Source organism: Novosphingobium sp. BL-S-33 (assembly GCF_056857025.1).
In genome coordinates this window covers 3067857-3088665 of record NZ_CM166474.1, presented here as the reverse complement: position 1 = coordinate 3088665, position 20809 = coordinate 3067857, and the positions used below count along the sequence as shown (strand labels likewise).

At 62.4% G+C, this 20809-nt stretch carries 17 protein-coding genes and 3 tRNA genes; 8 read left to right on the top strand and 12 right to left on the bottom strand.

Going from position 1 to position 20809, the window contains the following annotated elements:
• Nucleotides 1-91 precede the first annotated feature (91 nt).
• A complete protein-coding gene (gene purC / locus AC1VVM_RS14350; protein ID WP_054441309.1) occupies nucleotides 92-874 on the bottom strand; it encodes a phosphoribosylaminoimidazolesuccinocarboxamide synthase in 783 nt (260 codons plus the stop codon).
• A gap of 273 nt (nucleotides 875-1147) precedes the next feature.
• Here purC and AC1VVM_RS14345 point away from each other — a divergent pair, with 273 nt between their 5' ends.
• Nucleotides 1148-1735, top strand: a complete 588-nt coding sequence (locus tag AC1VVM_RS14345) for a GNAT family N-acetyltransferase (protein WP_482955264.1) — start codon at nucleotides 1148-1150, stop codon at nucleotides 1733-1735.
• Here AC1VVM_RS14345 and AC1VVM_RS14340 read toward each other — a convergent pair.
• The gene (locus AC1VVM_RS14340; RefSeq protein ID WP_482904457.1) at nucleotides 1732-2205 is read right to left on the bottom strand and encodes a low molecular weight protein-tyrosine-phosphatase; all 474 of its coding nucleotides are present in this window, start codon (nucleotides 2203-2205) and stop codon (nucleotides 1732-1734) included. The genes AC1VVM_RS14345 and AC1VVM_RS14340 overlap by 4 nt on opposite strands.
• 202 nt (nucleotides 2206-2407) lie before the next feature.
• On the opposite strand from AC1VVM_RS14340, the gene AC1VVM_RS14335 reads away from it, so the two are divergent.
• The 4 genes from AC1VVM_RS14335 to AC1VVM_RS14320 all read left to right on the top strand — a co-directional run bounded on the left by AC1VVM_RS14335 (nucleotide 2408) and on the right by AC1VVM_RS14320 (nucleotide 6477).
• Entirely contained in the window at nucleotides 2408-4357 is a 1950-nt protein-coding gene (locus AC1VVM_RS14335; protein ID WP_482955263.1) for a TadE/TadG family type IV pilus assembly protein, read from the top strand.
• An 8-nt stretch (nucleotides 4358-4365) separates the two neighbouring features.
• Nucleotides 4366-4992, top strand: a complete 627-nt coding sequence (locus AC1VVM_RS14330) for a TadE/TadG family type IV pilus assembly protein (protein ID WP_482904455.1) — start codon at nucleotides 4366-4368, stop codon at nucleotides 4990-4992.
• The gene (locus AC1VVM_RS14325; RefSeq protein ID WP_482904454.1) at nucleotides 4989-5699 is read left to right on the top strand and encodes a TadE/TadG family type IV pilus assembly protein; all 711 of its coding nucleotides are present in this window, start codon (nucleotides 4989-4991) and stop codon (nucleotides 5697-5699) included. Before AC1VVM_RS14330 ends, AC1VVM_RS14325 begins: the two co-directional genes overlap by 4 nt.
• A 103-nt stretch (nucleotides 5700-5802) precedes the next feature.
• Entirely contained in the window at nucleotides 5803-6477 is a 675-nt protein-coding gene (locus AC1VVM_RS14320) for a M24 family metallopeptidase (protein ID WP_482955262.1), read from the top strand.
• A gap of 64 nt (nucleotides 6478-6541) precedes the next feature.
• Here the strand turns inward: AC1VVM_RS14320 and AC1VVM_RS14315 are convergent, their stop codons facing one another.
• The 6 genes from AC1VVM_RS14315 to AC1VVM_RS14290 all read right to left on the bottom strand — a co-directional run bounded on the left by AC1VVM_RS14315 (nucleotide 6542) and on the right by AC1VVM_RS14290 (nucleotide 15976).
• Nucleotides 6542-9046 (bottom strand): TonB-dependent receptor, encoded by a 2505-nt coding sequence (locus AC1VVM_RS14315; RefSeq protein ID WP_482955261.1) that lies wholly within the window; start codon nucleotides 9044-9046, stop codon nucleotides 6542-6544.
• Between the two features lie 670 nt (nucleotides 9047-9716).
• A complete protein-coding gene (locus tag AC1VVM_RS14310; protein WP_482955260.1) occupies nucleotides 9717-12245 on the bottom strand; it encodes a TonB-dependent receptor in 2529 nt (842 codons plus the stop codon).
• A 546-nt stretch (nucleotides 12246-12791) separates the two neighbouring features.
• Nucleotides 12792-12868, bottom strand: a tRNA-Pro gene (locus tag AC1VVM_RS14305).
• Between the two features lie 49 nt (nucleotides 12869-12917).
• Nucleotides 12918-12993, bottom strand: a tRNA-Ile gene (locus tag AC1VVM_RS14300).
• 62 nt (nucleotides 12994-13055) lie between these two features.
• Entirely contained in the window at nucleotides 13056-14060 is a 1005-nt protein-coding gene (locus AC1VVM_RS14295) for a polysaccharide deacetylase family protein (RefSeq protein ID WP_482904450.1), read from the bottom strand.
• A 47-nt stretch (nucleotides 14061-14107) separates the two neighbouring features.
• On the bottom strand, nucleotides 14108-15976 hold the full coding sequence (locus AC1VVM_RS14290; protein WP_482955259.1) for a histidine kinase: 1869 nt from the start codon (nucleotides 15974-15976) through the stop codon (nucleotides 14108-14110).
• Nucleotides 15977-16291: 315 nt separating this feature from the next.
• Between AC1VVM_RS14290 and AC1VVM_RS14285 the strand changes: the two genes are divergently transcribed.
• Nucleotides 16292-16759: an Lrp/AsnC family transcriptional regulator gene (locus AC1VVM_RS14285; RefSeq protein ID WP_132385696.1), complete on the top strand. Its 468-nt coding sequence runs from the start codon at nucleotides 16292-16294 to the stop codon at nucleotides 16757-16759.
• Between the two features lie 117 nt (nucleotides 16760-16876).
• Here AC1VVM_RS14285 and aroQ read toward each other — a convergent pair whose 3' ends face one another.
• From aroQ to AC1VVM_RS14265, 4 genes are all read right to left on the bottom strand, one after another.
• Nucleotides 16877-17314: a type II 3-dehydroquinate dehydratase gene (aroQ, locus tag AC1VVM_RS14280; protein ID WP_482955258.1), complete on the bottom strand. Its 438-nt coding sequence runs from the start codon at nucleotides 17312-17314 to the stop codon at nucleotides 16877-16879.
• 100 nt (nucleotides 17315-17414) lie between these two features.
• Complete coding sequence (locus AC1VVM_RS14275) at nucleotides 17415-17813, bottom strand: hypothetical protein (RefSeq protein WP_482955257.1); 399 nt, start codon at nucleotides 17811-17813, stop codon at nucleotides 17415-17417.
• A gap of 68 nt (nucleotides 17814-17881) precedes the next feature.
• The gene (locus AC1VVM_RS14270) at nucleotides 17882-18295 is read right to left on the bottom strand and encodes a holin family protein (RefSeq protein WP_482955256.1); all 414 of its coding nucleotides are present in this window, start codon (nucleotides 18293-18295) and stop codon (nucleotides 17882-17884) included.
• A gap of 129 nt (nucleotides 18296-18424) precedes the next feature.
• Nucleotides 18425-18501 (bottom strand) — tRNA-Pro (locus tag AC1VVM_RS14265).
• 308 nt (nucleotides 18502-18809) lie between these two features.
• Here AC1VVM_RS14265 and yajC point away from each other — a divergent pair.
• Together yajC and secD are read left to right on the top strand one after the other, a co-directional pair.
• Nucleotides 18810-19145, top strand: coding sequence for a preprotein translocase subunit YajC (gene yajC / locus AC1VVM_RS14260; RefSeq protein ID WP_132385692.1), 336 nt, complete (start codon nucleotides 18810-18812; stop codon nucleotides 19143-19145).
• 40 nt (nucleotides 19146-19185) lie between these two features.
• Nucleotides 19186-20802: a protein translocase subunit SecD gene (secD, locus tag AC1VVM_RS14255; RefSeq protein ID WP_482904445.1), complete on the top strand. Its 1617-nt coding sequence runs from the start codon at nucleotides 19186-19188 to the stop codon at nucleotides 20800-20802.
• Nucleotides 20803-20809 lie beyond the last annotated feature (7 nt).

The following is a 20809-nucleotide window of genomic DNA, read 5'->3' as shown; positions in this document are numbered from 1 at the left end:
CGGAGTTCGGCAGCTCCCTGTTAAAAAACGAAAAGGCCCGGCGTGCCGAGGGGCGCGCCGGGCCTTTTCAACGTGTTCGCTTGCGCGCGGCTTACTTGCCGCGCAGCTTGCGGTGCTTCGACAGGTCGAAGACTTCGCTCGGTCCGTTGTCGTCCTGAAGCAGGCCGAGGCGGCGGGCGACTTCCTGATAGGCCTCTTCCTCACCGCCGAGATCGCGGCGGAAGCGGTCCTTGTCCAGCTTTTCGCCGGTGAACATGTCCCACAGGCGGCAGCCGTCCGGGCTGATTTCGTCCGCGAGGATCACGCGGCTGTAGTCGCCGTCCCAGATGCGGCCGAATTCGAGCTTGAAGTCCACGAGGCGGATGTTGATCGCCGCGAACATGCCACACATGAAATCGTTCACGCGGATGGCCATCGCGGCGATGTCCTGCATCTCCTCGTTGGTGGCCCAGCCGAAGCAGGCGATGTGCTCTTCGGCGATCATCGGATCGCCCAGCGCATCGTCCTTGTAGTAATATTCGATCAGCGTATGCGGCAGCGGTTCACCCTCGGGGATGCCGAGGCGCTTGGAGATCGAACCGGCGGCCACATTGCGCACCACGACCTCGATCGGGATGATCTCGACCTGGCGGACCAGCTGCTCGCGCATGTTGAGGCGGCGGATGAAGTGGTTGGGCACGCCGATGTGGTTGAGGCGCGTGAACACGTACTCGCTGATGCGGTTGTTGATCACGCCCTTGCCCTGGATCGTGCCCTTTTTCTGCGCGTTGAACGCAGTGGCATCATCCTTGAAGTACTGGATCAGCGTGCCGGGTTCGGGGCCTTCGTAGAGGATCTTGGCCTTGCCCTCGTAGATCTGGCGGCGACGGGACATGCGTGTTCGTCCTTGAATGGGTAAAAGAGCAAGCCACGGCGCGCGGGGCGTCGCTGGGCGACCGCGCTGCCGGGGCGTTCGAGCGGGCATATAGTTCAATGGGGGGCAAAAGCAAACCGGCTTGGTTGCAAGGGCTGACAGGCCGGTACAATCGATGCGGCGGGGGGTGTTACGGGGCGGGGCAGTGGCAGGGATTGCCGACGCCGGAGGCGGGGGCTATCCACTTGAGAGAACGCATTTTCGGGCCGTGATGACGCAAGGAAAGCAGGGCGCATGACTGTCACGATCCGTGCTCTCACCGGCAGCGAAATCCTTGCCGCAATGGACGATCTGGCGCGCCTGCGGATCGCGGTCTTTGCGGAATGGCCCTATCTCTACGATGGCGATCCCGGTTACGAGCGGGACTATCTTGCCGCCTTCGCCGCCGCTCCTGACGCGGTTCTGGTGGCTGCCAGTGTGGACGGCCGGATCGTCGGCCTCGCTACCGCTTCGCCGCTCGCGGCGCAGGAAGAGGCGCTGCGGATTCCGTTCGAGGACGCCGGGTTCGATGTCGGATCGCTCTATTATTTCGGCGAATCGGTGCTGCTGCCCGCGTGGCGAGGGCGGGGGATCGGCCATGCCTTCTTTGACCTCCGCGAGGCACAGGCGCGCCGCTACGGCGCGGCGGCAGCGACTTTCGCGGCGGTGATCCGCCCGGAGGACCATCCCGACCGGCCGCGAGACTATCGGCCGCTCGACGCGTTCTGGAGCAAGCGCGGATATGCGCCGGTTCCGGGGCTTACTTGCGCACTGTCGTGGAGAGATCACCGCGACAGCGAGGAAACCGCCAAGCGGCTGCAATACTGGATGCGCCCGCTTTAGGAGCGGATCGCGGCGACGAGATTGCGGGCCGCTGCGCTGACTTGATCCCAAGTCGTCACGAAGCCTTCCGGTCCGCCGAAATAGGGATCGTCGATGTCGCGGCCCTCCCAGCCCGGCACATGATCGAGCAGCATCGACAGCCGCGCGCGGGAAGAACGTGGCTCCAGTCGCTTCAGGTTGACGAAATTGCTGCTGTCCATCGCGATGATATGGTCGAAGCGGGTGAAGTCGGCCCTTACCACCTGTCGGGCACGATAGCCCGAAATGTCGATGCCATGGCGCAGGGCTTCCGCCTGCGAGCGCGGGTCGGGGCCCTTGCCGATATGCCATGAACCCGTCCCCGCCGAATCGATGATGAGGTCGAGCCCGGCGGCCTCAGCCTCATGCCGCATCGCCGCCTCGGCAAGAGGCGAGCGGCAGATGTTGCCGAGGCAGACGAAGAGGAACGACGGAAGAACGATCTCATTCATGCTCCGGCCGTACCGCCGGGGCAGATCTGGCTCAACGGCAAATCGAGTGGAGGCGGGCAGATGGTTAATTTCGCGTTTCCCGCACTTGGGAAGACTTCGTGGAGGATGGTGGGCTTAGGCCCACTAAGGGTTTCCTTAAGTAATATCTTCTAGTGAAGCCCTTGAATCCCGCCGAGTTCCCTCCACCACGACTGGTCCACCCATGCGCCACCTGAAACGCCCGATCCACCGCCTGATCCGCGACAACGCGGGCAACATCCTGCCGCTGGCGGCCGCGGGCATGATGGTCGCCGCAGCCGTCGTCGGCTCGGCCATCGACTTCAGCCGCGATTACAAGGTGCGCAATCAGCTTCAGTCCGCCTGCGACGCGGCAGTGCTGGCCGGGCGCCGCTCGACCGATGTTGGCGCGGCGACAAAGCTTAATGGTTTCGATGCTGCGGGGAACACTGCCGCAAACAATTATTTTGCAACCAACTTTAATGATGCGACACAAGAAACGTCGGGCACGACATTTTCTGTCAGCTCGACCGATAGCGGCCAGACCATCACCGGCACCGCGTCGACGACGCTTAACACGCTGATCATGCGACTGTTCGGCTTCAACAGCTTCAATGTTGCCGTGACATGTGCCGCATCGATGGGCGTGGGCAATGCGGATGTGACGATGGTGCTCGACACCACCGGCTCGATGGATACGGTTCTGTCGGGAACTCAGACGCGCATCCAGGCGCTGCGCGCGGCGATGAAGAGCTTCTACACGACGCTGGCCGCCTCTACGACCAACAGCAACGCGCGGATACGATATGGGTTTGTTCCCTACAGCTCGACGGTAAACGTCGGCAGTCTGCTGTACACGCTCAATCCAAGCTATCTTGCGGATAGCTGGACCTACCAGTCGCGCGAGGCAACGTATTTTGACTATACGAACGCGACGAAAAGCTCGTCAACCTCGGTAGGTAAGGGCACCATGGGTGACACCACCCAGTACAGTACCACGAAATACAGCTCCAGTTCAAATTGCAATAAAGCTTTACCGAACCCAAATCCTACTGCTTGGGTGACTGGTAGTGCGCCAGTTATATATTCAATTTCTGGAACGAGCCCCAATATAAGTCTGACTCGTAATGTGACTACCGGTCAAACGAGAACGAATTATACATGCCAACAGTCTGGCGGCAGCTATTATATTTATCAATATACCGAAACGGACAGTTCGTTTACGCGAGAGCAATGGACTAAAGTTTCCCTTGTGGTGGGAACGCCTACGGCAAAGTCGGACTTCTATTATTGGACCTATAAGCCGGTTGTGCGCGACAGCAGCGTGTTCAAGACCGGCTCAGCCGTAACGACTTATACGGGTGACAAGGGCGTAGCTCAATCGACCACATGGGACGGTTGTATCGAAGAGCGTGGTACGACGACCGGCACAGCTTTCAGCTATTCGTCGGTAACTGGATATTCGCCTTCCGCTGCGCATGACATCGACATAGATTCCGCTCCAACCGCAGACGTCACCACGAAGTGGGCGCCGCAGTGGTATCAGGTGAGTTACACGCGCGGACCAGGCGGCAGCAACAATGCCAACTGGACTCAGAGTAACACCAGCGACGGAACCGGTGTGACCGAATATTGCCCGGCCAAGGCCCAGATACTTACAGAAATGACGCAGACTGCGTTTAACGCTTACGCAGATTCGCTCGTCGCCAACGGTGGTACTTATCTCGATATCGGCATGATCTGGGGCGGCCGTTTGAGTTCGCCGAACGGCATTTTCAGTACCAATGTCAACACGGCTCCTTCGAACGGCGGCAAGGTATCGCGGCACATCATCTTCATGACGGATGGCCAGATGGATACGTCCAACTATTCGACTTCGGCCTGGGGCATTGACTGGTGGGATCGCCGGGTCACGACAGATGGAGCGGAAGCCACCGCAGACACGCGGCACACGGCACGCTTCCTGGCGGTTTGCAACGCGATCCGGGCCAAGGGCATACGCATATGGGTGATCGCCTTCACATCCTCTCTGTCGAGCGACCTTCAGAACTGTGCATCTGACGGCAGCTCGTTCACGGCCAACAATGCGGCTGACCTCAATTCCGCCTTTACCGAGATCGCCAAGCAGGTTGGCGCATTGAGGGTCACGCTGTGAGGCGGCCCGTGCGCTCTGTCATCGCCGGTGTTCGCCGGTCCATCGCAACGCTGTGGCTGGAAAAGCGCCTGCGGGCCGATCGTTCGGGCGCCACCGCGTTGGAGTTCGCGATTGCCGGACCGGTCTTGATCGTACTGCTCCTCGGGATCTTTGATATCGGACATATGGCCTATGTCTATTCGGTGCTCCACGGTGCCGTGGAGGAAGCGGCGCGCAATGGCACGCTGGAGACTGCCAACACCGCGACCCAGGATCAGATGATCCAGAAGATCCTGGGCCGTGTCGCGCCTGGCGTGGTCGTGAAGACAACCCGGTCCAGCTATTACGACTTCAGTGATATCGCGCGGCCCGAGGCCTGGAACGACAAGAATAACAACGGCACATGCGACAACGGTGAAACCTACACTGACGAGAACAACAACGGCACTTGGGACGCCGATATCGGCAAGTCCGGCAATGGCGGCGCCAATGACGTGGTGGTCTATACGGTGAATGCGACTTACACGCCGCTGTTCCCGATCCCGGGTATTACCAATCCCAACAATACGCGCACGCTGACTGCGGTCGCCGTCCGCAAGAACCAGCCCTTCGCGCTTCAACAGAGCTACGGGTCGGGTGCAGGGAGCTGCAAATGAACCGGTTTTTGCACACTTGCACGCGCGGCTACTCTCTTGTGACGATAGGTGCGCGCGTCCTCCGCTTAGCTCAGCGCTTTGGTCGGGACAGCAGCGGTGTTTCGCTGATGGAGTTCGCGCTGGTCCTGCCGATCCTTCTCACACTCGGCCTGTACGGCACCGAGCTGGCGTATATGGCCGTGGTAAAAATGCAGGTGGCCGAGATCGCTACATCGGTGGCGGACAATGCCTCGCGCCTGGGTCAGACCGACAACTCCTCGGTAACGCCAACCATCACGGAAACGAACATCGATTCGGTCATGTCCGGTGCGCTCAAGCAGGGTGCTTCGTTCAATTTCAGCACCAATGGCCGGATCATTCTTTCCAGCCTTGAGACGAAGCCTTCGACGACTACGCAGTACATTCACTGGCAGCGCTGTCGAGGCAGCCTTGCGCGCGCGTCGGCCTATGGAGCTGCGTTGCAGACGGTTACGGGGATGGGCGCTAGTGGCCACGTCGTTACCGCTCCCGACGCTTCGACTAATTATGCGGTCATGTATGTGGAAGTCTTCTATGCTTACCAGCCGCTGTTCGGAAACATGTTCGTCCGGAACAACACCGTGTTCAATCAAGAAGCGGCTTATCTGACGCGTGATGGACGCAACCTCAATCCGACCGGAACGCCCGGAGGCATCACCGGAGGTAATGGGCAGTCGCTCTGCACCTGATCCTACAGCGAACGGTCGCGCGCTGATGGCCAATCCGCTTGACTGATGCATGGAGCGGCCGTCAAACGGCCGCTCCATGCATCAGTTTCGGAGTAGCCAGCCCATGTCCGCGTCCCAAACCGGAGCCCAGCCCCGCGAAGCGGTGGGCCCGCATTATGTGATCGAGGATCTTCGCGCGGCGCAGGCACTTTCGTGGCAGGCGCTCGACCGGATCGCCGCATTGATCCGCCCCGGCATGCGCGAGAGCGAGGCCAATGCAGTCGGTCTCGCCATTCTCGAAGAGCTGGGCATGGAGCGATCCTGGCATCCGCTGCTGATCCGCTTCGGCAGCAACACGCTCAAGATCTTCAGCGACCGCTCGCAAGGTGACACCGTCCTTGCCGAGAACGACATCTTCTTCATCGACATGGGCCCGGTTTTCCTGGGGCACGAAGGCGATGTTGGCGCGACCTATACGGTCGGCGACGATCCCGAGATGCGCGCTTGTGCCGAGGCGGTTCGCACGCTGTTCGACCGCGTTCGCGCGATCTGGGACGGAGGGGCGGTCTCTGGCCGCGCGCTCTATGAGCGGGCGGAGGAAGAGGCGCTGGCAATGGGCTGGGTGCTCAATCTCGACATTCGCGGGCACAGGGTGAGCGACTATCCGCATTCGGTGCACAAGGGCGGCAATCTCGGGGATTTCGATGCCGTGCCGGGGACGGGGCTCTGGATCCTCGAAATGCAAATCCGCCATCCGACGCGCCCGTTTGGCGCCTTCCACGAAGATCTGCTGGTCTAACCCATAACGGCAAACGGCCCGCCCCTCGATGAGGGACGGGCCGTTCGTTTTCAAGTGTTGCGGCTCAGTACTTGACGTTCAGCGTCAGGATCGCGGTACGACCCGGAGCCTGGTTGGCGAAGTGGGCCGTGTAGGCCTTGTCGTAGTATAGTTCGTTGAAGACGTTCTGCACGTTCAGCTGAAGCTGCGCGATGTCGTTGATCTTGTACGAGGCGCTGGCGTCGAAGCGCCAGTAGCTCGGCACCATGCGGGCGAGGGTGCGGGGAAGCACCAGCTGGCCGTTGGTGATCGTGCGCGCGCCCACTTCCTGGATGCCGCCGTAGATCTTGCTCATGTAGATCGCACCGCCGCCGAGCGTGAACTTCGACGTGACGTTGTAGTTGGTGAACGCGGTGAAGCTGTGCTTCGGCGTGTTCGGGAACGGCGTGCCGGTGCTGACGGCGGGCGCGTAGATCGTGACGGTCTGCTTGGTCACGGTGTCGACTGCGGTGGTGGTGGTGGTGCCGCCGTCGACGATCTTGGCGTCCATGTAAGTATAGCCGCCGAAGACGCTCCATTCCGGCGTAATGTTGCCGTTGAAGCCGAACTCGATGCCGCGAATGCGGCGGTTGCCAACGAAGACGACAGTGTTGTTGTCACCGGTGGTACGCGCGTTCTTGGTTTGGGTCTGGAACGCTGCCAGCGACAGTGAGAGCGTATTGTCGAACAGGTTCCACTTGGTGCCGACTTCGTAGGACTTGGTCCGTTCGATCTTCAGCGCGTCGGTCAGTTCCTGCGGTGTTGGCGCGTTCGGGGTCGTGGGTATCGTGGTGTTGAGCGCGTTGCCTTCGCTGCCCTGGCCCAGATACGCGCCCGGAGGCGTTGCGGCGCTGGAGGTCGAGATGTAGATGCTGCTGTCGGCAGTGGGCTTGAAGACCAGGCCGGCCTGGTAGTTCCACAGGTCGTCCGTACGGCTGACATAGAGGCGGTTGGCGGTTGAAGTCGCGGCGAGGCCGGGGCTGACCACGGTCTTGTAGTGGTCGTAGCGGCCGCCGAGGTTCAGCAGCAGGTTATCGGTGATGTTGACGGTGTCGAACAGCGAGGCGCCCCAGCTGTCGATGCGCGTCAGCGTGCGGGTCTTGGGCAGGCTGCGCACGATGTCGGTCGGGATGGTTGATCCGTCGGCAGTGTAGCTCACCCAGGGATCGCTCGGATTGGGATTGTCGACCGAGGTGCAGTTGTAGCGGGCGACCATGTTCGCGTTGCAGCGCGGGCTCTGGGTCGAGCCGGTCGCGATGGCGGTGCCGGTCGTGGCGTTCGACACGTAGGAGCCGGTCGAGGCCTTTTCGCGTGCGAATTCGAAGCTGGCGGCGAAGCTGTTCTTGAGGCCGAAGAGGTTGGCATCGCCGAACAGGTCGGTCTGGTTGATCAGGCCCTCGGCATAGCCGTAGCGCGTGTTGGCGCGGCGCCAGACCTGGTTACCGGGAGCAGTGATCGTACCAGCGGCGTTCTTGGCACCGTAGACGTTGCCCTGCTGGTCGTCCGGCTGGGTGAGGACGTAGTTCTGCTCGCTGCGGCCATAGCGCGAGGTGTTGCGCAGAGTGATGCCGTTGTCGAACTCGTGCTGGGCGCGGATCGTCAGGTTGTTGACGTTGGTCTTGCGGAAATCGCGATCCTTGAGGCCGTAGAAGGCATCGCGCGGACGATCGACATCGACGCCGCTGATCGTCGTGAAATGCTCGGCCGGGGCGGTTTCGGTCACGCCGGCAGGGGCGTTGGCCGAAGTATAGAGATAGGGAATGCCCGAATCCGGCAGTTCGTTGGATTCGAGGTGATAGTAGCCGATGGTCAGGCTGGTCGGGCCATTGAGGCCGAGCTTGACGGAAGGTGCGACGCCCCAGCGCTTCGACCAGACGGCATCGCGGCCGGCGATGTCCTGATCATGGTACATGGCGGCGAGGCGAACGCCGACGAAATCGTTCAGCGGCTGGTTCACGTCGAGCGTGACGCGCTTGTAGTCGTCGGTGCCGATGCTGCCGCTGGCAGCGGCGAAGCGGTCGGCCGTGGGGGTCTTCGACACGAGGTTGATGCTGCCACCGGCGCTGCCGCGGCCGCCCATCGAACTGTCGGAGCCCTTGACGATCTCGATCTGCTCAACCGCGAAGACTTCGCGGCTCTGCGCGCCGATGTCGCGAACGCCGTCGAGGTAGGTGCTGGCCTGGCTGTCGAAGCCGCGGATGAAGGGACGGTCGCCCTGTGGGTTGCCGCCTTCGCCGGCGCCGAGCGTGATGCCGGGCACGGTGCGCAGGGCTTCGGTGAGCGAGGCTGAGGCGGTGTCGCGGATGACCTGCGAGGGAATGACAGTGATCGAGCGGGGGGTGTCGACCAGCGGAGCGGTGTATTTGGGGGAATCGACCTTGTCGACCTTGTAGCTATCCTCGTCGATGGCCGTGTCGGTCACGGTCACGCCGCCGAGCTTGGGGGCGCTGGCGGTCTGGGCTTCCTGCGCCAGTGCGGGGGAAGCAGCAAGGACGCATCCCAGCGCGAGGAAGGCAGGCGACGACGAATTGCGGAAACGGGACAGAGACACGAACTTCCCCCTTGTTGCTAATGAGTATCAATTAGGTGGCGCTAATGCGAATGATTCGCGATTCATTCAAGGGAAATTTTCGCGGCCCTGCGACAAAGGTGAAATCTGCGACAAAAGTGTAACCATGCGGACGCACCAAGGCGCCCATGGCACTGACCTGCCTCCCAAAAGGTTCCTCGCGGCGATCTATGGGATGCCCATCAGGAAGTGGCACCAGGGCAAGCCGTTTCGCCAAGGTGCGGATTTTCGGGATGGTCACGGCATCGGAGGCGGGGGTCTCACGGTGCACGTTTGCAGCAAGCACGGCTTCAGCACGGCGATCTTCTGCAAGTTGAAAGCACGGATGGCGGCATGGAGGTCCCCGATGCCAGCTCCCTGATTGGCGTCGATCTGAGGGTGGCTCGGAGCCAACACCCGTCCGGCCATGGGGACAAGCTTCGGTGGAACGGCTGCTACACGATGTTCAGCCACACTCGTCGGTTGGAAGTCGAGCGCGCCGGACCTTCAACCGCAAGGCACTCGTTATGGTCGAGGGGGCGCGACGGGCAGGTCGCGCTAAAAAAGAGGCCCGGCCGGCTTGGAAAGCCGACCGGGTAAGGAGGAAGATCGCAATTTGTGGTGGCCTGCCTTGGGCAGCGCTGTCGGGCAGGCCTGATTTTGTGGGACGTGATCAGTTCCCGAAATGCACCTTCAGGCGCAGGCCGTACATGCGCGGTTCGCCAAGCGAGGCGACCAGCATGCCGGTTCCAGAGATGCCGGGCAGGAAGGTGTAGTACTTTTCCTTGGTCACATTGGTTGCGAACAAGGCAAGGTCGACCGGCGAGCCGGCAATCGAATTCCAGCTCGCATTGAGGTTGAGCAGATTGTTCGACGGCAGCCAGCTCAGGCTGCGGAATTCCGCCTGGAGCGCCGGATCCGGGCTCGTGTAGAAGCGGCTGGAATAGTTGCCGAGCGCCCGGTCGGTATGGGTATAGGTCGCGCCGATCGAAATTGTGCCGATGTCTTCGTCCAGCGGCAGCTGATAGGTCGCGGTGATGGAGTACTTGTTCTTCGGCGACAGCAGCAGGGGATCGCCAACCCGGGCTTGGCCGACGACTTCATAGCCGGTCGACGGGCCATCGACCGTAAAGGTCTGGATCGAGCGAATCTTCGTGTCCAGGTGCGCGTAGGAGCCCTGGATCGTGAAGCCCCGGAACGGCGAAATCGATCCGTCGATCTCGACGCCCCAGATCCGCGAGCTACCCGCGTTTGCCGGTGCCGTCGTCGGCGACACGCTGGGCGGATTGGTGAGGCCGGTGGGGTCGCTGTACTGCAGGAAGTCGAGCTGGATCTGCTGGTTCGAGAAGTCGTTGTAGAACGCCGCGACGTTCAGCGTGCTGCGCAGGAATTCACGGAAGCTCCCCTTCATGCCGACTTCATACGTGTCGACCTTCTCGGGCTGCACATAAGCAAGGCTCAAGGGAACCGAGGGAGAGACCGTACCGGTGCGATAACCGCGAGAGTATTTCGCGTAGAGCATGAGGTCACGCATCGGGGTGTAGTCAAGGTCGATCAGCCACGTCGGCGCGCTCGACTTCTGCGTGAGATTGATGCGGCAATCCGTGGTGGGATTGAACGTGGCGGCCGTTACCGTCGCCGCGTTGCTGGTCGCGGGGTTGCTGCAATAGATCTGGGTCGGCGTGCTGTAACCTATGGCCGGGAAGCCGGTGTATGTCACCAGCTGGCTGTCGTTGATCACGCGGTCCCAGGTGTAACGGAAGCCGCCGGTCAGCTTCAGTTGCTCTGTCAGCTTGTAAGTGGCCTGCGCGTAGAGACCCACGTCACGGAACGAGGTTCGCGATGCGGTGTAGTTGACGACGCCTTGCGGAATGCCGGGGACCGGAAGCATCGACAGCGGAGACGTGCACGAGAGCGCCGCCAGATCGTTGCAGTTGCCATAGACCGGCGACTGCGAACCGGACAGGCCGAGCGGATCGCTGACTTCCAGATAGGCGCCGCCCTGATAGGTCAGGCGGTCGTCAAGGGCGCGGCCCTGAAGCTGGAGTTCTTCGGTGAACGTCGACTGGCTGCCCGTCGCCCCGTTGGGCAGCGGATTGATGCTGGCAAAGCCGAACGAACCGTTTGGAAGACCGATGTTGGCGGTATTGAGATCGGTGCCGAACAGCGGCGAAGTAAGATTATCGCGCAGTTCGGCGTAGCTGGCGATGTTCTTGACCGTCAGCGCATCGCTGGCCTGCCAGGTCGTGGTGTTGATGATCTGCCACTGCTCGACCTTGGACGAGGGATTTTCCATCGTCTGCCAGGCATCGTAGAAGCCCGAACCCTGCCGCGTGAGCTGATCGCCCGCAAACGCGCCGAAGCCTTCATTCGGGTCCACCGCGATCAGCTTCTGCAGCGAGCCGTTCGTGTGCGAGCGGCTGTACGACACGATCATGTAGTTTTCGAGGTTGGGCGCGAGATCGGCCACGGCGCTGAAGCGCAGCGCGGTATAGTCGACGTCGCCGAAATCCTTGGGCCCAATGCCGCTGTTGTTGTGGATGTAACCGTCGCGCGACTGATGATCGACACCCATTCGGATGCGCAGCGAGTCCATGACCGGGATGTTGATGACCGCCTGAACGCGGCGCAGATCGTAATTGCCGATCGATCCTTCGACAAAGCCCTCAAGGTTGTCGGTGGGCTTCTGCGGGACCAGAAGGACGGCACCGCCGGTGGTGTTGCGGCCTTGCAGCGTGCCCTGCGGGCCCTTCAGGACCTGGACGTTCGAGAGATCGAAGAAGCTGCCCGGACCGGCGCCGTCGCCAACCGGAACGTTGTTCGACGCGCCGCGCGGCGCAACGACGTCGGCAAAATAGACGCCGACAGACGGCGCCGTGCCGGTGTCCTGGACGAAACCGCGGATAGCGAAAGTGGAGTTTTCGTTGCCGAAGTTCGAGTTCGCCGACAGCGACGGCGTGTAACGCGCCAGATCCTGCGAGTTGACGACATTTCGATCGGCAAGTTGCGACTGATTATAGGCAGTAATCGAGATCGGCACGTCCTGCAGTCGTTCTTCGACGCGGCGTGCGGTGACGATAATGTCGTTGGTGCTGGCTTCCGTATTGTCTGTCGATTGCGCTGCGGCTGGGGAGGCGGCGAAGGCAAAGGCAATTGCACTGGCGCCGATCATCATGGAGCACGATTGGAATTTGGTAAGCACGCTGTCCTCTCCGAATTTATTATTATGCCAGGCATACGAACGGTCGCCGCAAAGCGCGGCCTCCGGGCAGGCATTATTGACTATGTTCAGATATATAGCGCTGCAGCGCATAGCGTTGGCGTTGGGAGGCGGCAATTCCGATCGCCGATAATTCCCAGTGATCGCTGTCGGGATGATGTCTGCCGATACAAATCGCGACTTGTCTTTGCGCGACTCGCATTAAGCGATTTGATCGCCACCAATTCAATATTGAACCGGTCTTGCATTCTAGAGGCAAGGCAGCAGTTCTTATGAACTCTGCTGTATCACAAGTCTAGGGGCTGCGAATCAATCGTAGACGGGACTCCCTACATCCAATCTTCATTGGTTCAACTGGTTGAACGATTTTTGTTCAACAGATCGAATGATGTGCTTCGCAACATTGATCGATGCCCAAATGGTCCGCGCTCATCGCCTCATCGGGGACTTCGCCATCTTCGCGACCGAAAGCGGAAAAATCCACTCGGGCCGTCATGGCGGGCTCCAGCATGTCTTGGAAAAACGAATTGGTCGGGGAGACAGGATTCGAACCTGCGACATCTTGCTCCCAAAGCAAGCGCGCTACCGGGCTGCGCCACTCCCCGACCCTTCGGTCGTCGATGATGATGTTGGGTCCGTGCCGGCCCTCTACGGTGGTGGGCCCGGCAGGATTCGAACCCGCGACCTAGCCGTTATGAGCGGCCAGCTCTAACCGCTGAGCTACAGGCCCCAACCGTTCCCCCGGCTCATCGACAGCGCCGGGGTGAAAGCCCGTTAGCTTGGTGCGTCGCACTAGGCAAGCTCGACTGCGTGCATGATTTCGCCAACGCTCGTCGGAAGCACGCCGCGCCGCGCAAGATGGCCGAAAAGCTGGCGCCACCAGTCATATAACCTGTTGAGATCTTGCACGTCCTGTACGTAAGGCGTGTGTCCAGGGGCCAGCGAAGGGCTGTGGAATGAGAAAACCAGCACCGGAAGACCGTCGTCGATGGCGATATCGACTCCACGGAGGGCCTCGTCGACACTGATTCCCTCCGGCGTCAGGGCGATGCGTTCGAGCAGTCCGGTGCGGGCGAGCACGCCGCGCACTTGCGGCGCGCGCCAGAGGTGTGGGTAGATCGCATTGCCCATCTGCCGCAGCGGCCCCCAGTAGACCGTGGTCAGCGGCAGTTCGAGCAGGCGCTTGGCCGGATCCACCCAGTAGGGTCGCAGCGGATGTTCGCGGTAGTTCGGGCCGCCCGCGCTGCTGTAATCGAACCGGGCACGCACCGAACTGTCGATGGCGATTCCGAATTCGGTGAGGATTTCGGCCGTGCGGGGGCCAAGGCCATAGCGGCCGGCGCGATAGATTCGCGGCGCGGTTCCGAAGGCTTCGACGATCCGGGCGTGGAGCCGGGCGAACTTCTCGCGCTCCAGGGTGAAGGGAAGATTGCCTGCGTAGGAATTGAACTCGCTGACCTCTTCGTCGAACGGCGGGCTCACCCAGGGGTGGAGTTGGACGCCCACTTCGGCACGCCCGGCGCTGACGGCGTTGCCGATGGCTTCCGGTATGCGCGGCGATTCGGCGACCGGATAATCGACAAGGTAGATCGGCTTGACGCCGAATCCTTCGCAGAATTCCTGAAACTGGCGCAGGGCCGAGACAGTGACCGTACTGTAGCGATCACGATCGAGGGGGGCGTCCCAGTCGAACTCTTCCTCGGTATCGACCGTGACAATAAAGCGTTGGCCGAAATCCTCCCGAAAACGGGCAAAGGCGTCCGGCTTGGGCGGCTGAAGGATGTTGATCCCCGACAAGATTGAATTTTCCCCCGATCGGGTCGCATCCGGTAGGGCGACTGAATTCAGAGCGCTCGGCTCCGCGATGAATGGCTATGATCTGTGTCCAGCGCGGTCAACCCGGGCAGGTGAAGCTCCAGGCGCGCGCCGGTGCGGCGCAGACTGCCGCCGGCTGCTGCCGCCTCGGCTGCTGCAAGACGCAGGGTGAAGCCGATCCCGAACATGCCGGTAGACAGGGCATGGCCGCGATCGCTCGACGAGGATTCGTGGAAATTCTCGTCCGTGCGCGCCGCGAGCGAGGCGGGCAGGGCGACGCGCAGCATGGCGCCGTTATCCTCGCGCCCCCATTCGACCGGAAGGATCTCGTCGAATGCGGTGGACCCGGCGAGCGCCGCGAACAGGCGCCAGATAAGGCGTTCGGCTTCGGTACGGTCAAGCGGCACTGGCAATGCCGCGTCGTCGGTCATGGCGATAAGCGCGAAGCCGCTGCGGCGTGGCTCGGTCCATGCCTTTAGGCGGTTCACCGTTTCGGCGAGCACGGCGCCCAGGTCGCATTCCCCGGTTTCGAGGCCGAGCACGCCGGTCTCCAGCCGGACCAGCCGATCCAGTTCCTCGAAGCCGGCAAGAATATGAGCGCAGTCTCCGGCGATGGCGGCGGCCAGCGCGCGATATTCATGCGGAGCAGGGCCATAGAGCTGCTGCTGGATGATTTCGGCGGCAACCTGAATCGCATTGGCGGGGGTGCGCAGCTCGTGCAGCACCTGACGCAGCCGGTCAGCTTCGCCATGGCCTTGCACGGCGGCGCCGACTGCGGCGAGCACGGCGGGACGGCGCAAACGGCCGCAATAGCCCATGAAACGGCCGCTGACGGGATCGAAGCGAGGAACGGCATCGACTTGCCAGGTACCCCGAATCGCGGGGGCGCCGCTGATCTCCACTTGCGCTGCGCGCAGCGGCAGGCGGTGGCGCATGGCCGAGACGATGCCCGCCGGCGCCTCTATGCCCGGCGCTTCCGTGGAGGGGAGGCCGGAAAGGTCGAGGCCGATCAGCGAAGGCGCGTGGATGCCGTCTGCCCAGGATACGCGGCCTTCGGCATCGGTGCTGAAGTCGATCGCGGCCGGCACGCGCGGCGGGCTGGGCGCGGCGTCGGTATGCGGTGCGCGCGGCTCATCGAAAGCCCCGTCGTGGTCGTGATGCCCGTTGCCGAGTGCCTCGCGCGCCTTACGGAATTCCTCGATGCGGCGGACGATGGCGCCGATCCCGGCCTGCGTATTGGTCGGCGGCGGCGCGACGCCCAGCGAGGCAGTGGCTTGACCGAATTCGGCGAAAGGTGCGGTTTCGACGGCGCGGAGCGGAGGAGGGGGGGCAGCCTGCGGCGGAGCAGCAGGGCCAGGCGCACTCGGGCTCGGCGAAGTTGCGGCGGGTGCGGCAGCGGCAGGAGCAGGCGGCGCCTCGACCTCCACTTCCAGCAACATGTCGAGTTCCATCGCCTTGACAGGCGGAAGAGCCCGGTCCTGCACACCAAGTTGTTCGAGCAGGGCATCGACTTGCGGGCCAAGGTCGCGGCGGTGACGCAGGATTCCGCGCGCCCGGATGGGCAGGGCGGGGATCAGCGTGAGCCAGGCATCCTCGGTCAAATTGGCGGTGCGCACGGCGGCAGTGGCCACTTGCGGCTCGGCTTCGGCAAGGCGCGCGACAAGGCGCGGGTTGGCCAGAGGCTGAAGCGGCTGCGCGACCAGCCGCGCGCGGTCGGCGGCGGGAATGATCTTGTCGAGTTCGCGCAGTTGCGCAAACCCGGCGGCAACCGCCCAGGAGCGGGCATTGGCCGGCAGCCGGCCGAGAATATCGACCAGTTGCCGGTACTGGATACGTGCCAGTGCCTCGCCCGTAGTTGGCAGTCGCAACACCGTGGCAAGACGATCGTCGAAATGCATTCCCGCTCCAAACCGTCCGGTGGCCGCTCATGCGCCAATCCGCCGCCGGACTTCAAACTGACACTCTAATCTGCCCCTTGGCGGCGACTTTAACGCAAATCGCTTAAGGAGAGGTCACCAAGCCGCGCACTTCCTCGGATTCTACGGTGGATAACCGTCGCTGGCAAACGGTGCAGACAGCGAAAGCGGTCGGTTTCTAGGCGTTGCAATGCGGTACAATTACGCTATGGGATAATAATATTACAGGGGTGCACGTGTTTTCGAGTGGAAGTTACATGCTGGACGACGCCGGCGCGCCCGCAAGGAAAGATTCGCATGATCAATCTCGATGAAATCGACCGCCGCCTGCTCGCAGAGCTGCAGAGCGAAGGTCGCATCACCAACGTCGAACTGGCGCAGCGCGTGGGCCTGACGGCGCCGCCGTGCCTTCGCCGCGTCCGCAGCCTTGAAGAATCGGGCATTATTCAGGGCTATCACGCCGATCTGGATGCCTCGAAACTCGGCTTCACCATCACCGTTTTCGCATTGGTCAGCCTCAAGAGCCAGGCCGAGGAATCGCTGCGCGCGTTCGAGGACCACATGAAGGGCCTGCCCGAAGTGCGCGAATGCCACATGCTCAACGGCGAAATCGACTTTATACTGAAGATTGTCAGCCGCGACCTTCAGAGCTTCCAGGAGTTCCTCACCAGCAAGCTGACCCCGGCACCGAACGTGGACAGCGTCAAGACCTCGCTGACGATCCGCACGGCCAAGAACGTGCCCGGAGTGCCGCTGGAAGGCTGAGGCTCCCGCGCCCTCGCGCCGGTCCGCGTGGCGGGCCGTGCCGGACGGGGGCGCAATTCAATCCACTGATATGGCGGCAGGCCGGCGAACCATGGGTTGCCGTGTCGCCGCCGACAGTCACAAGCCCGCAGCGGCTTCCAGTGCCACGATGTAGCTCTGCGCACCGAAGCCGGCCACAGTGCCCTTCGCGGCCATGCCGACCCATGACTTGTGGCGGAATTCCTCGCGCGTGTGCGGGTTCGAGAGATGGACCTCGATTACCGGCACCTTGATGGCGCGGATGGCGTCGAGCAGCGCGATCGACGTGTGCGTATAGGCGCCCGCGTTCAGCAGAACGGCATGGGCGCCGTTATCCTCGGCCTCATGCAGCCAGTCGACGAGATGGCCTTCGTGGTTCGACTGGCGCATGTCGATCTCGCAATCCAGCGCTTCTCCGCGTTCGACGAGCATGGCAGCGATATCGTCGAGCGTCTGGGACCCGTAGATGCCCGGTTCGCGCAGGCCCAGCCGGTTGAGGTTCGGCCCGTTGAGCACATAGACCAGCCTGGCTGCCATTTCGCGAATGTCTCCATGAACTTGCCGACACGCGGAACGCGGCCGGACACTGTCGCTCTAGCGCAACTGCGCGGGCCCTGCAAAGCGTGCGGCGGTGCCGTCAGCCGACAGGCTCTGTCTGCACACCGACGCGGAAGGGGCCGTTGTTCATGATGGGGCCGGATGCTGCAGGGGCGGCGGCCTGAGCTGGTGCGGCATCGGGGGCGGGCGGTGGCGCGTCCGCCTGCTTGTCATCGGGCTGCTGCGCGTTGTCCTGCGGCGTGGCCTCGCCCTGATAGAACTGGGCGAGTTCGGCGTCGTGGGCCTGCTTCGCGGCGGCATCTGCCGTTGCCCGCGCAGCGGCCTGATTGGCTGCCTCAGCCTTTGCCGTCTCGGCCTTCGCCTCGGCAAGCTGTTGTTCGAGTTCCGCTTCGCGGCTCTGGCCGCAGCCGGTCAGCGCACCGGTCAGGACAAGTGCCGGTGCCACCAGCACCAGCGAACGCACGACATTCCGAAACACGCAAATGCTCCTCGCAAGGGACCCGAAGGCCTTGCGAGGAGGTTTATCACCGAAGCGTTAGCGCAATGTTAGCGATCCGAGTCCTTGGTCTTGCCCCACTGGCGCATCGCCGAATACCCGAGGTAGCCGGTGCCGAAGAGGGCATAGAGCGGTTCGGGAATGCCGTTGAGGTAAGCGGTCATGCTTTCGGCGATGGCGTGGGCAGTCGCTGGGCTGAGGGCGCCGATCAGCCCCATCGGCAGCGACCAGAGCAGCATGACGTACATTACATATAGAAAGCTGGGTCGTGCGCGACTGGTCCAGGGATCGGTGGAATTGGCCTCAGCGATGATAGCCGAGAGGCTGGCCTGCAGCATCTCCAGATCCTGGCTGTTTTCCTGCTTGAGCAGTTCCAGCTTGGCGCGGTCGCGCGCTTCGGGGTCGGGGATGACCTTGTCTATGATCTTGGCGATGGGATCGATAATCGAATCGAGCAGCGGCATGGACGAGCACTCCCTTTCGGATTGTTGCTCGCAACCAGATAACCAAATCGGTTCGTGTAGGAAAATGCCGTAAACATGCGTCGAGGGTCCCCGAGGGGGGGGGTGCATTGTCGACGATGTTTGGAAAATTGGTCGGGACGAGAGGATTCGAACCTCCGACCCCCACACCCCCAGTGTGATGCGCTACCAGGCTGCGCTACGTCCCGACCGGAGCGCGGCCTATAGGCAGGTCATTCGGATAGCGCAAGCACCCTTTCTTCACTTTCTTCACGGGGCCTGTGGATGAATGCATCAGGGCTTGAAGTGGCGCCGAAGATGGCCATTTGGCCGTGACATTGGGGGGGCTGGGGGCGCTTTCGCCCGCGAGTGCGCGCGTTGCCAGCCTTCCGCTTTATTGCTAACCGCGCCCATCCGGTGAAATCCGGCGACGGTATTTCGGGGCGGGGCGTGCGGCACATCCGATGCAACGCGCGATTCGCGCCGGGACGAAACGACAAGAAGGCCCTTCATCTCAATGCAAAGCTCGATTCTCAACCAGCTTGCCGCCGCCGCGCCCGCGGGCGCTCCGCCCGCATGGATCCAGTATCTGCCCTTCGTGGCGATGGCCGCGATCTTCTGGTTCCTCATCATGCGTCCGCAGATGAAGCAGCAGAAGGAACACCGCAGCAAGCTTTCCGAGCTGAAGCGGGGTGACGAAGTGCTGACCGGCGGCGGTTTCGTCGGCAAGGTCCTCAAGGTCGATGATAACTATGTCGAGATCGAGATCGCCCAGGGCGTGAAGGTCAAGGCCGTGAAGTCGACCATTGTCGACGTCATTCCGCCCGCCGGTTCCAAGCCCGCCAACGACTGAGGCTTCGGCCCTAAAATCAGAAAAAGAGAAGCCTGAGGCTATGCTCGAATTTTCCACCTGGAAGAAGGCCTGGTACTGGGCGCTGACGCTGTTCTTCTGCGTCTGTGCCCTGCCTTCGCTGGTCGCGCTCACACCGAACGTGCGCTGGCCCTCGGCATTGCCCGAGCCCAAGATCAATCTCGGCCTTGACCTTGCCGGCGGCAGCCGCCTGCTGCTCGAAGCCAATCGTGACCAGGTCACCCAGCAGCGTCTGGAAGGCATGGAAGAGTCGGTGCGCACGCGCCTTGGCCAGAGCGAGCCGCGCATTGCCATCGGTGACGTTTCCAGCTCCGGCGGCAAGCTCTCCTTCACGGTGCGCGACCCTTCGCAGGTCGATGCCGCGCGTGAAGCGATTCTGCCGCTGACCTCCGGCGCGGGCCTCTCCGGCCAGCGCGACTGGGACATCCAGGTGGTTGACGGATCGCGCTTCGTGCTCGTGCCGACCCAGGCCGGCATCGATCTTGCGATCAACAACGCGATGGAAACCGCGGTCGACGTCGTGCGCAAGCGTATCGACGCGTTGGGCACCAAGGAGCCCGATATCCGCCGCCTTGGCGGAACGCGCATCGATGTGCAGGTCCCCGGTCTTCAGGATCCGCAGGCGCTGAAGAACCTGCTGGGCCAGACCGCCAAGCTTGAATTCAAGATGGTCGATGAGACCGCCGTGCCCAGCGATCTTGCCAAGGGCGTGGTTCCCCCGGGTTCGGAACTCGTTCCCTGGGCCGATCCGAAGGATCCGGCCTCGCAGGGCGTCCCGGTTCTGGCGGTCAAGCGCCTCGGCGGCATCAAGGGTGACGAACTCACCGATGCCAAGCAGGCCTTCGAGCCCAAGACCAACACACCGGTCGTCTCGATCACCTTCAACCAGCAGGGCGGCGAGAAGTTCGCCAAGCTGACCACCGAGAACGTCGGCAAGCGCTTCGCCATCATCCTTGACGGCAAGGTGCTCTCGGCTCCCAGCATCCGCGAGCCGATCCTTGGCGGCGGCGCGCAGATCTCGGGCAGCTTCACGGTCCAGTCGGCCACCCAGCTTGCCATCGCGCTGCGTTCGGGCGCGCTGCCGGTCGATCTTACCGTGGTGGAGGAGCGCACCGTCGGTCCCGACCTCGGCGCCGATTCGATCCACAAGGGTGCCATCGCCATGGGCGTGGGCACCGGCTTGCTGATGATCTTCATCCTCGTCACCTATGGCCGCTTCGGCGTCTATGCCTGCTGCGCGCTGGTGGTGAACCTGCTGATGATCCTCGGCGTGATGAGCCTGTTTGGCACCACGCTGACGCTGCCCGGCATCGCCGGTTTCGTGCTCACCATCGGTGCCGCGGTCGACGCCAACGTGCTGATCAACGAGCGTATCCGAGAGGAACGCCATCGTGGCCGGCGTGTGCTGCAAGCGGTGGAACTCGGCTACAAGGAAGCCAGCCGCGCGATCTTCGACGCCAATATCACCAACGTCATCGCTGCCGTGCTCATGGCGGCTTTCGGCACCGGACCGGTGCGCGGCTTCGCCATCGTTCTGTTGATCGGTATCGCGACGTCCGTGTTCACTGCCGTGACCATGACCCGCATGTGGGTCGCCGGCTGGCTGCGCAAGACGCGGCCAGCGGACCTGAACCTGTAAGAGGAGA

Bases quoted from the DNA above. Each gene is read 5' to 3' on its own strand.
- AC1VVM_RS14335 (WP_482955263.1), top strand. From the start codon at position 2,408: ATGCGCCACCTGAAACGCCCGATCCACCGCCTGATCCGCGACAACGCG.
- AC1VVM_RS14320 (WP_482955262.1), top strand. From the start codon at position 5,803: ATGTCCGCGTCCCAAACCGGAGCCCAGCCCCGCGAAGCGGTGGGCCCG.
- aroQ (WP_482955258.1), bottom strand. From the start codon at position 17,314: ATGGCAGCCAGGCTGGTCTATGTGCTCAACGGGCCGAACCTCAACCGG.
- secD (WP_482904445.1), top strand. From the start codon at position 19,186: ATGCTCGAATTTTCCACCTGGAAGAAGGCCTGGTACTGGGCGCTGACG.
- AC1VVM_RS14345 (WP_482955264.1), top strand. From the start codon at position 1,148: ATGACTGTCACGATCCGTGCTCTCACCGGCAGCGAAATCCTTGCCGCA.
- AC1VVM_RS14340 (WP_482904457.1), bottom strand. From the start codon at position 2,205: ATGAATGAGATCGTTCTTCCGTCGTTCCTCTTCGTCTGCCTCGGCAAC.
- purC (WP_054441309.1), bottom strand. From the start codon at position 874: ATGTCCCGTCGCCGCCAGATCTACGAGGGCAAGGCCAAGATCCTCTAC.
- AC1VVM_RS14290 (WP_482955259.1), bottom strand. From the start codon at position 15,976: ATGCATTTCGACGATCGTCTTGCCACGGTGTTGCGACTGCCAACTACG.
- AC1VVM_RS14270 (WP_482955256.1), bottom strand. From the start codon at position 18,295: ATGCCGCTGCTCGATTCGATTATCGATCCCATCGCCAAGATCATAGAC.
- AC1VVM_RS14285 (WP_132385696.1), top strand. From the start codon at position 16,292: ATGATCAATCTCGATGAAATCGACCGCCGCCTGCTCGCAGAGCTGCAG.
- AC1VVM_RS14325 (WP_482904454.1), top strand. From the start codon at position 4,989: ATGAACCGGTTTTTGCACACTTGCACGCGCGGCTACTCTCTTGTGACG.
- yajC (WP_132385692.1), top strand. From the start codon at position 18,810: ATGCAAAGCTCGATTCTCAACCAGCTTGCCGCCGCCGCGCCCGCGGGC.